The organism is Streptomyces sp. NPDC000880, from assembly GCF_053599675.1.
Window position 1 is genome coordinate 54,633 of the sequence record NZ_JBSFMS010000005.1, and the last position, 15,308, is coordinate 69,940.

The 15,308-nt window shown below is 69.2% G+C and carries 15 protein-coding genes and 2 pseudogenes; 12 read left to right on the forward strand and 5 right to left on the reverse strand.

Annotation, left to right across the window (positions count from 1 at the left end):
• Positions 1 to 757: 757 nt before the first annotated feature.
• The 4 genes from ACWDO5_RS03040 (at position 758) to ACWDO5_RS03055 (ending at position 3,021) form a co-directional block, all read left to right on the forward strand.
• A complete protein-coding gene (locus ACWDO5_RS03040; RefSeq protein ID WP_450527875.1) occupies positions 758 to 1,117 on the forward strand; it encodes a hypothetical protein in 360 nt (119 codons plus the stop codon).
• Positions 1,118 to 1,132: 15 nt separating this feature from the next.
• Entirely contained in the window at positions 1,133 to 1,303 is a 171-nt protein-coding gene (locus ACWDO5_RS03045) for a hypothetical protein (RefSeq protein ID WP_450527876.1), read from the forward strand.
• Between the two features lie 664 nt (positions 1,304 to 1,967).
• Complete coding sequence (locus ACWDO5_RS03050) at positions 1,968 to 2,441, forward strand: VOC family protein (protein ID WP_450527878.1); 474 nt, start codon at positions 1,968 to 1,970, stop codon at positions 2,439 to 2,441.
• Positions 2,442 to 2,844: 403 nt separating this feature from the next.
• Positions 2,845 to 3,021 (forward strand): hypothetical protein, encoded by a 177-nt coding sequence (locus ACWDO5_RS03055; protein ID WP_450527880.1) that lies wholly within the window; start codon positions 2,845 to 2,847, stop codon positions 3,019 to 3,021.
• A 77-nt stretch (positions 3,022 to 3,098) separates the two neighbouring features.
• Here ACWDO5_RS03055 and ACWDO5_RS03060 read toward each other — a convergent pair whose 3' ends face one another.
• Complete coding sequence (locus ACWDO5_RS03060; RefSeq protein WP_450527881.1) at positions 3,099 to 3,665, reverse strand: rhodanese-like domain-containing protein; 567 nt, start codon at positions 3,663 to 3,665, stop codon at positions 3,099 to 3,101.
• Between the two features lie 86 nt (positions 3,666 to 3,751).
• Between ACWDO5_RS03060 and ACWDO5_RS03065 the strand changes: the two genes are divergently transcribed.
• On the forward strand, positions 3,752 to 4,030 hold the full coding sequence (locus ACWDO5_RS03065; RefSeq protein WP_450527883.1) for a metal-sensitive transcriptional regulator: 279 nt from the start codon (positions 3,752 to 3,754) through the stop codon (positions 4,028 to 4,030).
• A 14-nt stretch (positions 4,031 to 4,044) separates the two neighbouring features.
• On the opposite strand, the gene ACWDO5_RS03070 is transcribed toward ACWDO5_RS03065, so the two are convergent.
• On the reverse strand, positions 4,045 to 4,311 hold the full coding sequence (locus ACWDO5_RS03070) for a hypothetical protein (RefSeq protein ID WP_450527885.1): 267 nt from the start codon (positions 4,309 to 4,311) through the stop codon (positions 4,045 to 4,047).
• A 261-nt stretch (positions 4,312 to 4,572) separates the two neighbouring features.
• Between ACWDO5_RS03070 and ACWDO5_RS03075 the strand changes: the two are divergent.
• Positions 4,573 to 4,990 (forward strand): annotated as a pseudogene (locus tag ACWDO5_RS03075) (hypothetical protein); the annotation flags it as partial.
• A 579-nt stretch (positions 4,991 to 5,569) separates the two neighbouring features.
• Complete coding sequence (locus ACWDO5_RS03080) at positions 5,570 to 6,589, forward strand: zinc-dependent alcohol dehydrogenase family protein (RefSeq protein WP_450527886.1); 1,020 nt, start codon at positions 5,570 to 5,572, stop codon at positions 6,587 to 6,589.
• 138 nt (positions 6,590 to 6,727) lie between these two features.
• Here the strand turns inward: ACWDO5_RS03080 and ACWDO5_RS03085 are convergent.
• Positions 6,728 to 6,838 (reverse strand): annotated as a pseudogene (locus ACWDO5_RS03085) (aldo/keto reductase); the annotation flags it as partial.
• A gap of 233 nt (positions 6,839 to 7,071) precedes the next feature.
• Here ACWDO5_RS03085 and ACWDO5_RS03090 point away from each other — a divergent pair.
• The 3 genes from ACWDO5_RS03090 to ACWDO5_RS03100 all read left to right on the forward strand — a co-directional run bounded on the left by ACWDO5_RS03090 (position 7,072) and on the right by ACWDO5_RS03100 (position 9,409).
• Complete coding sequence (locus tag ACWDO5_RS03090; RefSeq protein ID WP_450527888.1) at positions 7,072 to 7,461, forward strand: hypothetical protein; 390 nt, start codon at positions 7,072 to 7,074, stop codon at positions 7,459 to 7,461.
• A 115-nt stretch (positions 7,462 to 7,576) separates the two neighbouring features.
• A complete protein-coding gene (locus ACWDO5_RS03095; protein ID WP_450527890.1) occupies positions 7,577 to 7,774 on the forward strand; it encodes a hypothetical protein in 198 nt (65 codons plus the stop codon).
• A 15-nt stretch (positions 7,775 to 7,789) separates the two neighbouring features.
• Positions 7,790 to 9,409: an alkaline phosphatase D family protein gene (locus ACWDO5_RS03100; protein ID WP_450527892.1), complete on the forward strand. Its 1,620-nt coding sequence runs from the start codon at positions 7,790 to 7,792 to the stop codon at positions 9,407 to 9,409.
• A gap of 307 nt (positions 9,410 to 9,716) precedes the next feature.
• On the opposite strand, the gene ACWDO5_RS03105 is transcribed toward ACWDO5_RS03100, so the two are convergent.
• A complete protein-coding gene (locus ACWDO5_RS03105; RefSeq protein WP_450527893.1) occupies positions 9,717 to 10,028 on the reverse strand; it encodes a transposase in 312 nt (103 codons plus the stop codon).
• On the opposite strand from ACWDO5_RS03105, the gene ACWDO5_RS03110 reads away from it, so the two are divergent.
• Both ACWDO5_RS03110 and ACWDO5_RS03115 read left to right on the forward strand, forming a co-directional pair.
• A complete protein-coding gene (locus ACWDO5_RS03110) occupies positions 9,970 to 10,419 on the forward strand; it encodes an IS30 family transposase (RefSeq protein ID WP_450527895.1) in 450 nt (149 codons plus the stop codon). The genes ACWDO5_RS03105 and ACWDO5_RS03110 overlap by 59 nt on opposite strands.
• 480 nt (positions 10,420 to 10,899) lie before the next feature.
• On the forward strand, positions 10,900 to 11,877 hold the full coding sequence (locus tag ACWDO5_RS03115) for a Ppx/GppA phosphatase family protein (protein WP_450527897.1): 978 nt from the start codon (positions 10,900 to 10,902) through the stop codon (positions 11,875 to 11,877).
• A 301-nt stretch (positions 11,878 to 12,178) separates the two neighbouring features.
• Here the strand turns inward: ACWDO5_RS03115 and ACWDO5_RS03120 are convergent, their stop codons facing one another.
• On the reverse strand, positions 12,179 to 14,689 hold the full coding sequence (locus tag ACWDO5_RS03120) for a SpoIIE family protein phosphatase (protein WP_450527898.1): 2,511 nt from the start codon (positions 14,687 to 14,689) through the stop codon (positions 12,179 to 12,181).
• Between the last annotated feature and the right edge of the window lie 619 nt (positions 14,690 to 15,308).

Genomic DNA, 15,308 nt, shown 5'->3' on the forward strand with positions numbered 1-15,308 from the left:
GCGACGGGGTGCCGTACTCGCCGCTGGAGTCGCGGTCGGATCCGGCGGGCCTCGCGGAGATGGATGCGTTGTGCGGCTACCTGGCCAAGTGCTCTGGCCGCGCTGGCTGTCCAGGTGCACGGGTGGGAGTTGCGCATCAGATCCGGCTATCTACTGGAAGGCCTGCTGCGTGCCCCGGAGGGCGCTCCGCAGGTCGGCATCTGACGCCAGCGTGGTGGCCCGCGGCTACCCGTCCGCCGAGGGCGGTGAACCAGGCGAAGGGAGATGGGTTTCGTCGGTGCCCCATTGAGTGAGTCTGCCGGAAGAGTTCGTGATCACGGGCGTCCCGCCTTGGCCTGGGCAGCGCCGACCTCGCCACTGTCGAACTCGCCGGAAGACTCCTGCCCACCGACATGCCCATGGCTGGACAGCTCCCCGAACCCCGATGGTGGGTCTCGTGGAGGTGGCGCTCCTATCCCTCCATCCCGTACTGCCTCACCAGTACGGGATGCGGCTGGCTGCAAGTCATCAACCCCCGCCCCCTGGGCCCCTGCACACCCTGCTGGCTCACACCGGCAGCCGGGATCCCGCGCCGGTGACCGGTGCTGCCGCAGCCGCCGGAAGAGCAGCCGGTGACCGGGCTTTTGACCAAGCTCAAATGATCCTCAACTCTGTTTCCCCGTAAGGATCATGGGGGTTAGTGTCATGCGTGACCGGAGGGCGTCGTTCCTGACCAGAACCGCTCTCCCAGCAGAAAGCGAATCGGGGAAATTCGAGTATGAAGCGCGCTATATCAAGCCTGCTGTTCGCAGCCCTGCTCTCCGGCGTTCTTATCGCCGGTGCGGGAACCGCATCAGCGGACACGGGCCCGCGGGCAGCCGCCCCGCCGATCGCGATGGTTGACCCCATCGGCGAGCAGCGGTCAATGTGCACCGTCTACAAGAGCGAGAAGGCCTGCAAATCGCTCCTGATGACGAAGAAGATGAAGAAGGCGGTGAAGGACTGCCTGGTCAAGGGCGGTATCGGTGGGGCTGCTGCCCTCATCGTCGGCCGGTTCGTCAGTAAGGACGTGGCCGCCGACATCGCTAAGAAGACCATCGTCGCAGGCTCCGCGGGTTGCCTCGCGGCACTTGTTTAAGAAGGCTGGTGCACCGTGATAGCCAAGATCCTTGTCACTCTCGTGTGGGCGACCTGTCTCATCCTGCTGAACAAAGCACTCAGTGATGTGACGTGGGCTCAGTACATTGCCACCTTCGTGATGGCCGGCATTTACAGCCTCGTGCTGAGCAAAATGACCGGCCCTCGAAACCAAACCCAGCAGTGACCATCCGATAGGTCTTGGCTTCACACAGCCCGGGGCGCGGTGCGCGAAGGCGCAGCGCCCCGGTCCGGCCGCGTTGGGCCGGATCCGGATGCCCCCGCGTCCCCCCGGGGGGTTCAGTGGTTCTGGGTCGTTCCGGCGGGTCGAGCATCGATACGGCGTCCGGGTAGACGATGTCTTCGCCGCGGGCAAGTTCGACAAGTACGTGCGGTTCTACCGGCGCAAGGTAGGTACTCAGGCCGACGAAGCCGACGGGCGCGCGGAGTCCCAGCCCGGTTGGGGCGGAAGGCTCCGGAGCAGGCCGCGCAGCCGCTTCGCCTCCACCGTCACGCCGCCGATCTCCATGTGGCCGGTGGTGCGGGCACCTTGGCCCCGTGCACGGTGCCCACCGGACGGACGGGAGGCCGAGCGCCCGAGCTGCCTGTTCCGCCTCACACACGACCGTCTGCAGAGCGCGGCTCTGGTCGTACCGCCCGTATCGCAGGGTGCCGCTCTGCACGGTCAGCCGGGGATCCGGTCATCGCATCCATCCTCCGCCGGGGTGCTCCGCCGCGCACGTGGTGGCCTCCACGGAATCCGGCGGCGGGGGAGCGATGATTTCCGGACGGCCGGACGGTCGGAACCGGCAGAGACCACCGCCGCCCCCCGACGAGATCAGGAGAACGCCATGCCCCGCATCACACCCAATCTCTGGTTCGATACGCAGGGCAAGGAGGCCGCGGAGTTCTACGTCTCGGTCTTCCCCAACTCGAAGATCAAGAACGTTTCCCACTACGGCGAGGCGGGACCACGCCCGGCCGGCACCGTCCTCACCGTCGACTTCGTCCTCGACGGCAAGGACTTCACCGCGATCAACGGCGGCCCCGAGTTCACCTTCGACGAGGCTGTGTCGTTCCTGATCGACTGCGCCGACCAGGAGGAGGTGGACTACTACTGGACCAAGCTGTCCGAGGGTGGACAGGAGGGCCCGTGCGGCTGGGTCAAGGACAAGTACGGCCTGTCGTGGCAGGTGGTCCCGGCCGTGCTGGAGGAACTGCTGACCGATCCGGACGAGGCACGCGCGCAGCGGGCGATGAAGGCCATGCTCGGTATGCAGAAACTGGACGTCGCGGCGTTGCGTGCCGCAGCCGACGGAAGCTGACGGCCGCGTCGGCCGCCTCGGCTGCCTGTCCGTGGCCGTCTGCTCCCCGCACCCGCGGGGATGGTCCCAGCGGGGTCAGGAAGGGCAGCACTGCGGCCGCCTGCTCCCCGCACCCGCGGGGATGGTCCCCTGGTACTCAACCCGTCGGCCGAGATCGACCTCTGCTCCCCGCAGCCGCGGGGAGCCCGCGCCCGAGCTGGCCCGGCCACACGCAACGAGACGGTCAAGGGCGCGAGATCCGTACGATCCACGTTCTCGCACCCGGCACGCCGGCCACCACCACGGCGAACTCCGACGTCACCCCGGCTGCGGCCGCCGCGCCGACGCCTCCTGCACCGCCCCGGGAGAAGCCGGCCTGGTACCGCCGGGCCATCACGCGCACCGAGCCGCCCGCAAGACCGTCGTGACCGACCCGGGGATCCGGGCGGCGCTGGAGTGGCAGAACCGCGAGATGGAGCCGGAGGAGCTGTTCGGCGACGGCCAGGCCGCCCTCGAGGAACTGCGTGAGCGCGCGAACCCCCGTGAGTTCACGGTTTCCGAAGGGTCTTCGGCGATGAACCCACGCGTCGCCATCATCTAACAGGCTTGGGGGATCAGGCAGCGAAACTGGCGCCGCGCGAGGGTCTGCGGCGACTCTTACTGCTCAGCTCCTCCGCATCACTTCTGCAGGGCGTCCAGGGTGGCGTTGAGGTCGGTGGTGCGAGGCTGGTTGTGGGGGAGTTTGGCGAGGATGGCGGCCATGCCACAGGTGTTCGTGGCGGCGGAGAAGACGAGGCCGGTGCCGATGGCGGCGGAGAGCCAGCGGGCGGGCCGGTAGCGGGTGCCGGCGGCGAGGCCGAGGACGACGAGGGAGCCGGCGGCAAGGCGGACCTGGCGCTCCATGGCCCATGTCGTGGCCGCGCCTTCGGGGTGGTGAAGGGTGTGGCCCTGTTCGGCCCAGGCGGTGGTGCCGCCGGTGAGGGTGGCGGCGGGGATGTCGGCTGCGGCGAGTTCGGTGCAGGCGGTGGTGGAGCGGTTGCCGGAGGCGCAGACCATCAGCAGGTCGCCGCGGGCGGCTGCGGCCTTCAGGGCGGGCAGCGCGGTGTGCAGGTGGTCGAGGGGGATGTTGTGGGCGCCGGGGACGTGTCCTGCGGCGTATTCGCCGGGGGTGCGGACGTCGATGACGGTGTACTGGTCCAGGCGCGGGGCTGCCTGGGCGGGAGCTACGGCGCTGGGGGCGTTCATGAGGGGGTGGTGTCCTTTCGCGGGGCTGGGGTGGTCCGTCCCGAACACCGTACGATACCCCTAGGGGTATTGATGGAGGAGGAAGCGTGGAGCTTGACATGGCGGCCTCCGAGTTGAAGTCGGTGCTCAACCGGCTGCGCCGGGCCCAGGGCCAGATCGCCGGGGTCATCAAGATGATCGAGGAGGGGCGGGACTGCGAGGACGTCATCACGCAGTTGGCCGCTGTATCTCGCGCGCTGGACCGGGCCGGGTTCGCGATCATCGCGACCGGGCTGGAGCACTGCATGGCCGAGGGCGGGCAGGCGACCGGTGACCGGGAGCAGATGCGGGCCCGGCTGGAGAAGCTGTTCCTCTCCCTGGCCTGACCAGGGGAAGCCGTTCATACGAAGACGTCGACGAGCATCAGAGCGGCCACGGCCAGCAGCACGGCGGCGAACAGCCGCTGGAGCAGCGGCCTGGAGACCTTCGACAGATGGCGTGGGCGGTGGACCTGATGGAGAAGGGCATGAACCCCGCACGCCACATCAAGGGCGACGGCCACGACGCCGTCCTCGAGGAAGGAGAGTAGGCCGTGGGGGACATCGACGACGCCCTGGAGCGCGCCGGCCGCGAGGTGTTCACCCGCGAGCCTCCCAAGGGCCCGCATCAACTTCCTGCTCGGGAAGCTGAAGACCACCAAGGCCGTGGCCGAGGCGCTCGGGAGTCACGCAGCGCTCGGTGGAGCGCTACCGCAAGGGCGTCGTGTCCGTTCTCGGCGGTGACGCGGGTGTGGAAGACGTGGACGGGCCCGAGGTCGAGGGTGGTCCGGCGATGGAGACGGTGAAGTCGGGGGTGCTGGCGCGCAGGGAACTGTGGCTCGCCGTTCAGCACGGCCCGAAGTGTGGCGTCATCGGTGCCGTTGAGGGTCATGGTCAGGGGTGCGGGCGAATGGGGAGGCGACGCAGCGCCCGTCGATGAGTGCCTGTGTCTGGCTGCCGCCACCGCCGCCGTCACCCTCCTTGGCACCACGCCGGCGCAGGCCGCCCTTCCCACCCCGATCGCGGCCTCCACCGCCCGTTCCTACCTGCCCCCCTGGCCGTCACGGCTGAGCATTCCCGCACCGGCTACAGCCGTGATCTGTTCCCGCACTGGATCACTGTCAGCGGCGCCTGTGACACCGCGAGATCATCCTCAAGCGCGACGGCACAGGCGTGGTCACCAATTCCTCCTGCGCGGTCACCAGCGGCAGCTGGTACTCGCCCTGCGACGGTGCCACGTGGTACGCGGCCTCGGATGTGGACATCGACCACGTCGTCCCGCTGGCCGAGGCGTGGGACTCCGGCGCCTACAACCCAACTGGCTTTCGCGTGAGAGGCAAAAGCGTTCTCCGGGGTTCGTCTGTGATGGAGACTGACTGCCCGCCTGGGCGCTATGACCGAGATCCCGGAGAGGTCGGCGATCGGTGCGCAGCCGGAGCCCGGGAAGGCTGTGGTGAGTTCTTCCAGCTCCGTGGTGAATTCAGAGGCAGCTGGCGGTGAGTTCGTGGTCCGCCGGAACTCACCACGGCAGGTCAGCGCCGCGTGCGGTCGGTACGCACCGGCGTGGGCGGAGCGCCTCTCCGCTTCAAGTGCGGCTTCGGGGTGCGCGTGGCCGGGACGGTGCGCTACCGCCCAGAGTGCGCATCGGGCGGATGCCGTACGCGCACCGCTCGCACATGGTGCGCGCACCCGGGGACGCCCGTGTCCAAGCTCGTCGAATCGGCCCAGGCCCGCTGGCGAGCGGTCAATGGCGCCCACCTCGTCCCCTTCTTCCGCGCCGGATCCCGCTTCGAACGCGAACCCCGCGGATCGTGCGGCGCCTGATCTCCCGTTGCTTGGCACATGCACCGTGTCGTCGAGCCGCCGCGACGGGCACATGATGGAGGCATGGCACCCCACCGTGGGCTGTCCACGTCCGCCTGGGTGGTCGACCGACCCCGGCCGATCGAAGAGGGCCCGCTGCGCCGCGTCGAGCGGGACGTCCCGGCGCCCGGCCCGGACGAGTTGGTCGTGGCGGTGCGGGTATGCGGTGTGTGCCGGACCGATCTGCACCTCGCGGAGGGGGACCTCGCCCCGCGCACAGCACAGTGCACTCCCGGCCACGAGGTGGTCGGCCATGTCGTCGCCGCGGGGGCGGCCGTCGAGGGGGTCCGTGTCGGCGACCGGGTGGGGGCCGCCTGGCTGGCCGGCACATGCGGGGAGTGCCGTTACTGCTGCTCGGGACGGGAGAACCTGTGTCCCCGCTCCCGCTACACCGGCTGGGACATCCACGGCGGCTACGCCGGACACACTGTGGTCGACGCCCGGTACGTCTACGGGCTGCCCCAGGGTTGGACGGACGAGGAAGCCGCGCCCTTGCTCTGCGCCGGCATCATCGGCTACCGGGCCCTGCTGCGGGCCGACGTGCCCGTAAGCGGGCGGCTTGGCATCTACGGCTTCGGCGCCTCCGCCCACCTGACGGCCCAGCTCGCCCTCGCCCGCGGGGCCACCGTGCACGTGGTCACCCGCTCCGTCGACGCCCAGCGGCTGGCGCTGGAGCTGGGAGCCGCCTCGGCTGCGGCGGACGGGCCGCCCGAAGCACTGGACTCAGCCATCCTGTTCGCACCGGCCGGCGACCTCGTACCGGCCGCGCTCGAAGCGCTGGACCGGGGCGGAACACTCGCGGTGGCGGGCATCCACCTGAGCGATGTGCCCGGGCTCGACTACGGACGCCACCTGTTCCAGGAACGCACTTTGCGCAGCGTGACCGCCAACACGCGCGAGGACGGCTGCGCCTTCCTGGCGGAGGCAGCCCGACTGCGCCCCAGCGTACGACTGACCCGCTATCCCATGGGCCAGGCCGACAGAGCGCTGGCCGACCTCGCCCACGGGCGCATCACCGGCGTGGGCGTACTGGTCGCGGACTGAACGGAAGGCAGCGGTGCGCCCGTGGCTGTGTCAGTTTGGGGAATGACGGCACTGCGGTGTCATCAGTCGGGACGGCCCGGAGGGCGTGAGGGGTGAAGTGGCGTCGCACGCCCCCGCGGTCACGCAGCAGGGAGCGTCGTGCAACGCGGCGGTGTCGATGTGGTTCACGCCGAGCTCGACCGCGTGACGCAACACGCTGATCGCCCGGTCGCGGTCGCTCGGCGCGCCGAGGCCGAAGGCGCTTCTGCCCGGGCGGGCCGCCCGGGACGCCAGCGCGATGACCACGCTGACCGGCCGGCGCACCAGCCCGGCACGGCCGAAAAAGCTGCGGAACAGGCGGAGTTGGAACGGCTGCGGAAGAAGGTCGCCCGTCTGGAAAAGGATCTGGCCAAGCGCGATGCCGCCCTTGAGATCACGGGAAACGCTTCCGCGCTCTTGGAACTGCTTGCCGAGAGCGCGGACTGACAGGCTCCGTCGACCCGGTGGTGGACGAGGCGTTCACCGGACTGCACATGCATCTGGGCACCGCGGTGGCGTGTCGGCTGACCGGCCGCTCCAGAGCGACGCACTACCGACGTCTCAAGCCCAGGCCGCCGGCCGTGCGCAGTTCCCGGCCCGCTCCGCCGTCAGCTCTGTCGGCTGCTGAACGGGCCGCAGTGCTTCAGCTGTTGAACCGTCCTGAGTACGCCGAACTGTCGCCCGCTCAAGTCTGGGCGCGGGAAGTGGACGCGGGCCATTACTGGTGTTCGCCCTCGACGATGTACCGGATCCTGCGGCAGGCCGGGCAGAGCGGTGAGCGGCGACGTCAGGCCACCCATCCGTCGAAGGTGAAACCTGAGCTGGTCGCCGACGGCCCCTCGCAGGTCTGGTAATGGGATATCACCAGGCTCCCGCGGGCCCGAAAGGGGGGTGAAACCACCTGTATGTCCTGATCGACATCTACAGCCGCTACGTGGTCGGCTGGACGGTCCCCGCCGTGAAGGCAGCATGCTGGCCGAGGAGTTGATCCGCACCGCGATCGAGACCAACGGCGTCGTACCGCACACCGTGCACGCCCCCTTGCTGTCACGAGAACGGCATTCTGATCCCTGGGAGAACATGAATGGTCCGGCGGGCCGACAAGCGGATGATCCCAAATTGACACGACTTGTTAAGGCGGTAGCGACGTACCGGCTGCCGGACTGAACTGAAGTTCCAGGCATGTCCTCAATATCAGAACACAGCACGTCCCTGAGTCGACTGTCCTCTTTCGATCGGCGACGGGTCTTGCTCGCGGCCGGGGGTAGCGCAGCCGCCCTGGCCTTCGGCATCCAGCGTCCGGCTTTTGCCAGTTCGCCGTCGCCCGGTTCGAAGAAACTCGACTACCCTTTCACGCTCGGCGTCGCTTCCGGAGACCCCTTGCCGAGCTCAGTCGTGTTGTGGACCCGGCTGGCGCCGCAGCCTCTGGCACCGTCCGGCGGCATACGGTCGAACCGGCCGATTCCCGTGGCCTGGCAGGTGGCGGCGGACGAGTCGTTCTCGCACGTCGTCCGGCGGGGGGTCGCCCACGCCTGGCCGGAATATGCCTACTCCGTGCATGTCGACGTCCGTGGGCTCCAGCCCGGCACCGAATACTGGTACCGATTCTCCTGCGGCGGCCACGTCAGCGAACCGGCTCGAACCAAGACGGCACCCGCGCCCGGAACGATGACTCCACTCCGGTTTGCCTTCGCGTCCTGTATGAACTACCGGGCCGGGTATTTCCAGACGATGCAGGACATGGCCGGACAGGACCTCGACGCGGTCTTCTTCCTCGGAGACTACATATACGAATATCCCGTCTTGCAGCTCAGCCAGGGGCGCCAGCTTCCCACCGACCTGCCGCCAGAGCTGATTCCGGAGACCAGGACGCTGGAGCAGTACCGGCTGCGCTACGCGCTCTACAAGAGCCAGCCCGAGGTCATTCAGGCCCACCGGACCGCCCCCTGGGTGATGATGTGGGACGACCACGAGGTCTACAACGATTACGAGGCCACCACCGAGGAACAGATCCTCCGCCAGGCAGCCGCATACCGGGCGTACTGGGAGCACATGCCCCTGCGCCAGCCACAGTTGCCGCAGGGACCCGAGGCGCGGCTCTACCGGCGTCTCCAGTACGGTGACCTCGCGCAGTTCGACATGCTGGACGCCAGGCAGTACCGCTCGCCAGAACTTACGCCCGCGACGATTCCCGACTCCCCGGCCCGCCGGGATCCCGCCCGCAGCATCCTTGGCCGCGAGCAGGAACAGTGGTTCGTCGATGGTCTGTCCACATCACGGGCCCGCTGGAACATCGTCCCCCAGGGCGTGCTGATGGCCCTGGTCAACACAGCCAACAGCACCGACCCACGGCCGGCGACCTACGCCGCCGGCAACTGGGACGGGTACCAGGGTTCGCAGAAGCGGATCTTCGACGCGGTCGCCGGGGCCCGGCAGACCGGAACGCTCACGAACTTCGTCGTCCTCACCGGCGACGTCCACTGCGGTTACGTCTCGGAACTGCCGTCGGACCTCGATAATCCTGCGTCGACGCCGATGGGCACCGAGTTCACCAGTCTGTCCATCACCAGCGCGCAGGACTTCAACCCCCAAGCCAACCAGGCTCGGCAGATCCGTACGCTCGTCAACCCGCAGATGAAGTGGGCCGACCTGCACTGCGGCTACGTAATCGGTGAACTTACGCGGGACCGACTGCTGCTGGATTACCGGGCGGTGGATCGGGTCAGCCGCCAGGACGACCCGGTATATTCCCTCCAGCGGTTCGTCGTGGAGAACGCAGTCCCGCGGATCCAGTTCGCGTGACTATTAGCACGAGTCGTCCGCACCCTCATCACCTGGGGTGGCCGAGACGAGGAGGACGGATCCGTCGCCGCCAAGGCTGGCCAGGGCGGAGTGGAGCACGAACTCCGCTTCACCCGCGGTGACGCGGCCACGCGCTGGCGCATGCTGGACCACGGCCTGCAGGGGCAGGCTCCCGTTCCGCTGCCCGCCGGCCGTTGGAGGGTCCGCGCGGTTCACACGACGGGCGAATTCCCCTGGGTCGGTCTGGTCCAACTGTTGCCCGAAGGGCCGTGCTGAGACAGCGACCGTAGGTAGCGGCGGGGCGTGGTCAGTGGGCCAGGAGTACGCGTTTTCGGAGCAGGTCGAAGCCGGCCCGGCCGTAGTGCTGGCGATTGAGGAGCTTGATCATTGCGACGTTGCCCTCGACGGCGCCAGAGCTGAGAGGCAGCGTGAGGCCGGCGGTGACTGCGGCGAGGTCTTTGCGAAGACCATTGGCGAACGTGCGGATTTCCTTGACCTGGGACTCGTCGGCCTGGGCGAGCCAGTCGCCCAGCCGGTGCCCGTCACGGCGGCGCAGAAGGGTGGCGAAGCCGCGGGCCAGGCGGCAGGCTTCGGCGATCTTCGGGCAGTGCCCGCACACGTCCTTGAGGTGGCTCGGGCTCTGCGGTGACGTCCACGATGAGACCGTCGTCGCCCACCAGGGACAGCAACGTCTCCCGGGTGCCCCTGACGGGCACTCAGCCAGGCACCTCCGCGACGCGCTCATCGCCGCGTTCAGCCAGCTACCCGAACACGCCCGCCGGACTCTCACCTGGGACCAGGGCTCCGAGATGGCACGACACCACGAACTCGCACCGTACTTCGACAACGGCGTCTACTTCGCCCGCCCAGCCGGCCCTTGGCAGCGCGGCACGAATGAAAACACCAACGGCCTGATCCGCCAGTACCTGCCCAAGCGCACGAACCTGTCCCTCCCACACCGCGGACGACCTCCGAGCCATCGAGACCCGACTCAACAACCGACCCCGTAAAACCCTCAACTGGCAGACCCCCGCCCATGCTTTCACCGCCGCTCTGACACTATGAAGGCTGCAACGTTGCGACGATCAAGCGAATCCGCCGTGTCAGGAGCCGCCCTGCGTGGGCGCACCACCGCCTAGGGTCGCGATAAGCGCGGCCAGGATTCCGGGGTTGAGCGCCCCGCCAAGCTTGCGAGGAGACGCACGCGCGATGACGGTCGGCCCTGCGCCCGGTTCGGAGGTCTTGCGACAAGGACATCACGTGCATCTGCCCGGTGTCCGGCCCGGATCCACTCACCCGCGACGAGCCTTCCTCGCCGACGAGGCCGCGTGTGCGCACCCTGCGTGACTTCCGGGCCCCCACCCAGCGGCAGCCGGAGCGCGGCCCGATTGACGTCCTCCACACCGAGCGACCGGAGAGTGATGGAGGAGGAGCGGTCGTTGTTGGTCGGACGCAATCGAACTGGTGAAAACTGGGGGAGAGGCAGTCGGATGGGACGGGAAGGGCAGGAGCAGGCTGCCGTACTGGATGTCGGGTGCCACAGCGCGTTGCTGGCTGTGGTCCGGTGGCGGCCGGGCGCAGGGTTGGATCCGGTGTTCTCGTACAAGGTGCGGCTACGGCTGCACGAGGCGCTGGACCGCAGAGGCCGCGTGCGCGCGACCGGGATCACCAGCGTGCAGCGCGCCGTGGCCGAGGCGATGGCCGCGGCCCGGGTCCGCTGCCCGCCGGCAGTGTTCCCCTTCGCGACCTCGGTCATCCGGGATGCGCCCAACCGGGAAGAGGTGATCGCACAGGTGGCCCGTGCCACCGGCACCCGGCTGCGGGTTCTGCCCGGCGAGGAGGAAGCACGCCTGGCCTATGTGGCGGCCCGGCAGTGGACGGGCTCCGAGACCGGCCCGCTGCTGATGCTGGACATCGGCGGCGGCACCGTGGAGATCGCCTCGGGCCGGGGAGTGCAGCCCCGCAGCGTGCTTTCGCTGCCGCTGGGCGCCCGGCGGATCACCCGGGACTGGCTCCCGGGCGGCACCATTTCGTCCACGGGGCGCTTGGAGGAGGTCCGGGAGTACCTTGGCCACGCCCTGAGCACGGTGCCCAGCCTGCCGGGGGCCACACGGGACGGGCGCGTCGTCGCCTGCTCCAAGACCTTCGAGCAGCTCGCCCAGCTGGCCGGCGCCCCACCCCGGCGCTTGAAACCTCATGCTGGGCGGCAGCTGACACTGCCCCAGTTGCGGCGGTGGATCCCGGTGCTGGCCGGAGCGGACCCCGCTCGGCGGACCCAACTGCCGGGTATCTCCCGGCACCGCGTGGGGCAGTCCCTGGCCGGAGCTTTGGTTGCCGAGGCGCTCCTCTCGGCGTGCGAGGCCGAGAGCGTCGACATCTGCCCTTGGTCCACCAGGGAAGGACTGCTGCTGGAGCACCTCGGCGTGGTCTCCGCAGCACCCCGGCATGGCCTCCCTCTCGTCGGCTGACCTGCGGCTTACCCGGCACGGGATGGGAGTCCTGTGCCGCTCCCGCAGGCTCTGTGGCTGACAAGTCGCGGTGCACTGGTCCCTTGCAAGCGGGCGTGAGCCACACCTGGCTGCAACGGAGGCCGGCATACAATCGGCCAACCGGTCATTCGCTGTCGTAGAGCCGTTCCAGGCTGATGAGTTGGGTGGTGTGGTCCCGGGGCGGTGGCCTGGTGGACTTCGTCTGTGAAGCCTGCACCGCTGAAGCACTGGCCGCCAACGCGCCGACTACTTGAGTGGTTCGGCAGTCTTCCCTGCTCAGTCACACGACGCCGGTGCCCGGAGTTCCAGGGGGATCTCCTTCCGGCAGCCGCAGCAGGAGCAGGGTGACATCGTCGTCGTGCGCGGTGGTGTCCGGTATGAGGGTCGCGACGATCTTGTCCGCGGCGCGTTCGAGCAGGTCCGGGTCCGCTGGGGCTTCCTTGAGCACTGTGCCCAGGATGTCGGCCAGGGTGTCGATCTGGGTGTCGATGTCGGTGCCGGGTCGCTCGACCAGCCCGTCGGTGTACAGGGCGAGCGTGCTGCCGGCCGGAAGCGGCTCGCTGGTCTGCTCGTGCGGCGGGCTGTTGATGCCGAGCGGCACGTTGCTGATGCCGAGCGGCACGCTGATCGGTGCCCGCAGTAGGTGGGGAGGCCCCTCGGGCGGCATCGCGATGACCGGGAGGTGCCCCGCGGAGCAGACGGTGACCTCGTGGGCGTGCTGGTCGATCAGGAGATAGCAGCAGGTGACGAGCTGGTCCGCCAGGTCGCCAACGAAGGCGTCCAGGCCCGCCATGAGGCGGCAGGGAGCCATTCCCGTCCTGGCCAGGGCGTGCGCGGCGGCGCGCAGCTGGCCCATGACGGCCGCCGCGTCCAGGCCCCGGCCCATCACATCGCCGATGACGACACCGGTGCGCGCCTCGTCCAGTGGGATGACGTCGAACCAGTCGCCGCCGACTCCGGCCTCCTGGACGGATGCCAGGTAGCGGTGGGCGCTGGGCAGGTGGGGCAGGCGGGGCGGCTCGCCCATGAGGCTCTGCTGCAGGGTGTAGGCGACCCGCTGCTGCTGCTGGTAGCGCTCCGCACGCTCGGCCTCGGTCCGCTTGCGTTCGGTGATGTCCCGGACGGTGAGGAACAGCAGCATGTCCTCGTCCGCGCGCAGGGCGCTGATGCTGACCTCGGCGGGGAACTCCGAGCCGTCGCGACGCAGACCGTACAGGCCGTCATCCAGGACTACCGGTTCCGGGTACGGCTGCCGCAGATAGGCGTCGAGGAGCGCGGCGTGGTGCCGGCGCAGCCGGCCGGGCGCCAGGTCGTGGACCCGCGTGCCGACCAGGCTGCTGCGCGGATGCCCGAACAGCGGCTCGACCTGGGCGTTGTCCATCAGGATGACGCCGTCGCCGTCGGTGATGAGGGTGGCGTCGGGCGCGGATTCCAGCAGGGCGTGGAAGCGCTGGTTGGCCCGCTCGATCTCGCGCCGGGCGGTGACCTGTTCCGTGGTGTCGGTGAGCACCCCGCACACCGCGTACGGTGCACCGGAGCGGTCGTTCAGCGGGAACAGCGTGGTCAGGAAGTAGCGCGGTCCCTCGGGCAGCGTGATCAGATCCTCGCGCTGCAGTGCCGTGCCCTGGGCCAGCATCTCCAGGTCGGCGGCGCGGGCCGGCGCCGCGCTCTCCGGCGGCAGTACGTCCTCGACCCGGCGGCCCAGGAGCTGCCCGCGCGGCAGGCGGACCACCTTCTCGAATCTGCTGTTGACGGTCAGGTACCGGCCGTCCAGGTCCTTGACGAACATCGCCGAGGGCGTGTGGTCCATGAACGACTGCAGCAGCTCGTTCTGCCGCACCTGCCGCTCGGCACGGACCCGCGCGACCTCGATACGGCGGCCCACGACCAGGGCGACGAAGGTCACCACGGTGAACGCGCACACGTGCCCGCACACCAGCAGCGCCACTCCCAAGCGCACCCCGTACAGCCCGGCGTCCTCGCCGGTCAGAACGGCCCAGCCCAGCAGCGGCGGCGCCACGAGCGTGGTACCGAGCATCCAGCGGCCCAGCACACCCGTGGTGCCCGCGTTCATCACCAGCCCGGCCGCGCCCTCGTCCGCCCGGGCCAGGAACAGCGCGAGGCCCACCAGGACGAGGGCGAGCGCCGCGTGCAGCGCGATGTTCGTGTAGTGGCCGAACTGCTCCAACTGCCGCACGTCATAGGCGTAGCCGTACAGCCGGACCATGCCAACGATCAGGACGGCCATTCCCAGCACCTGGGCCGTCCAGGCAGGCATCCGGGGCCTGCTCAGGCACAGCGACGCCAGGCCCCCGAAAACAAGGGCCAACGCTGTGCCCGACGCCATCCGCCCCGGCGGCACGGTCACCGTACCAGCGGTGTCGTCGCGGAACAGGAGCTGATCGATGCCCAGGTCAGCTCCGGTGGCGTACTGGACCAGGGTCAGCGCGCCGATTCCGGCCGCCACGACCGCACCGATGCGCGCGACGCACACCATGCGCAGCGTCCGGGGTCTGCGGACCAGCACCAGCAGTGAGAGCCCCAGCACCACCAGGCCGACCGCGGCGTTGGGCTTGATCGCCGGGGCATGCTCGAGCAGCAGGCTCTTCAGGACGGCGTTGTCCAGCACCCATCCCAACAGGCCCATGCCGGCCAGCACGGCCGCCGCCAGGGCGGCGGCCTGTGCCACCACGCGGGCCCTGGCCAGGGTCGGTCCGTGGAACGGGAGTCCTCCGGCCCGCTCCACTTCACGGTTGTCAGGTGGCAGGGCCGCTTGTCGGGCTGCACGCATGGGGGACGTTTCGTGACCTTCGGTGTGATTAGGTGGAAATCGGGTCTTATCAGCATAGAGAAAGAAAAGGGAATACATCGGTATGTGGCCTTGTCCGTGGGACCCGGCACTGCTGGTCGCTCAGTGGCGACAGCGGCCGGTGCGGCGGGCGGAAGATCGATCTCCTGCCGGAACTGCCACTGCGCGCGGGCGGGCGACGTGCGGCATTCGGCGCCCGCGCCACGTGGGCAGTAGTCGCCGCCGTCACCGTGTGCAAGGTCGCAGGCCTGACCAGCGCAATCACCCTCGCCGCCCGGCAGTCCCCAGCGGCGACCAGCAGGGTGCGGCAGCTCTCACGCGTCGACCGGCGCGTATTCGGCCGGATCGGCCGCGCCGTCCTCGCCGGACTCCTTCCCAAACGGCGCCTGCGCTCCTGCAATCGCAAGGTCAAAGCGCCCATGTCCCGCTACTACTCTCGCCTCGCCGACCCTCGTCCGCGCACGAGCTCCACCATCGAGGCTCTGGACTTCAAGATTCACCATGCGCCGAGCACACAGCCACCACCCAAGACCACCGCGCCAGCAGACGGCCGCCGGGCGGGACGCGGGCCCGGCCAGACCGGTGAAGGACAAAGGAACCG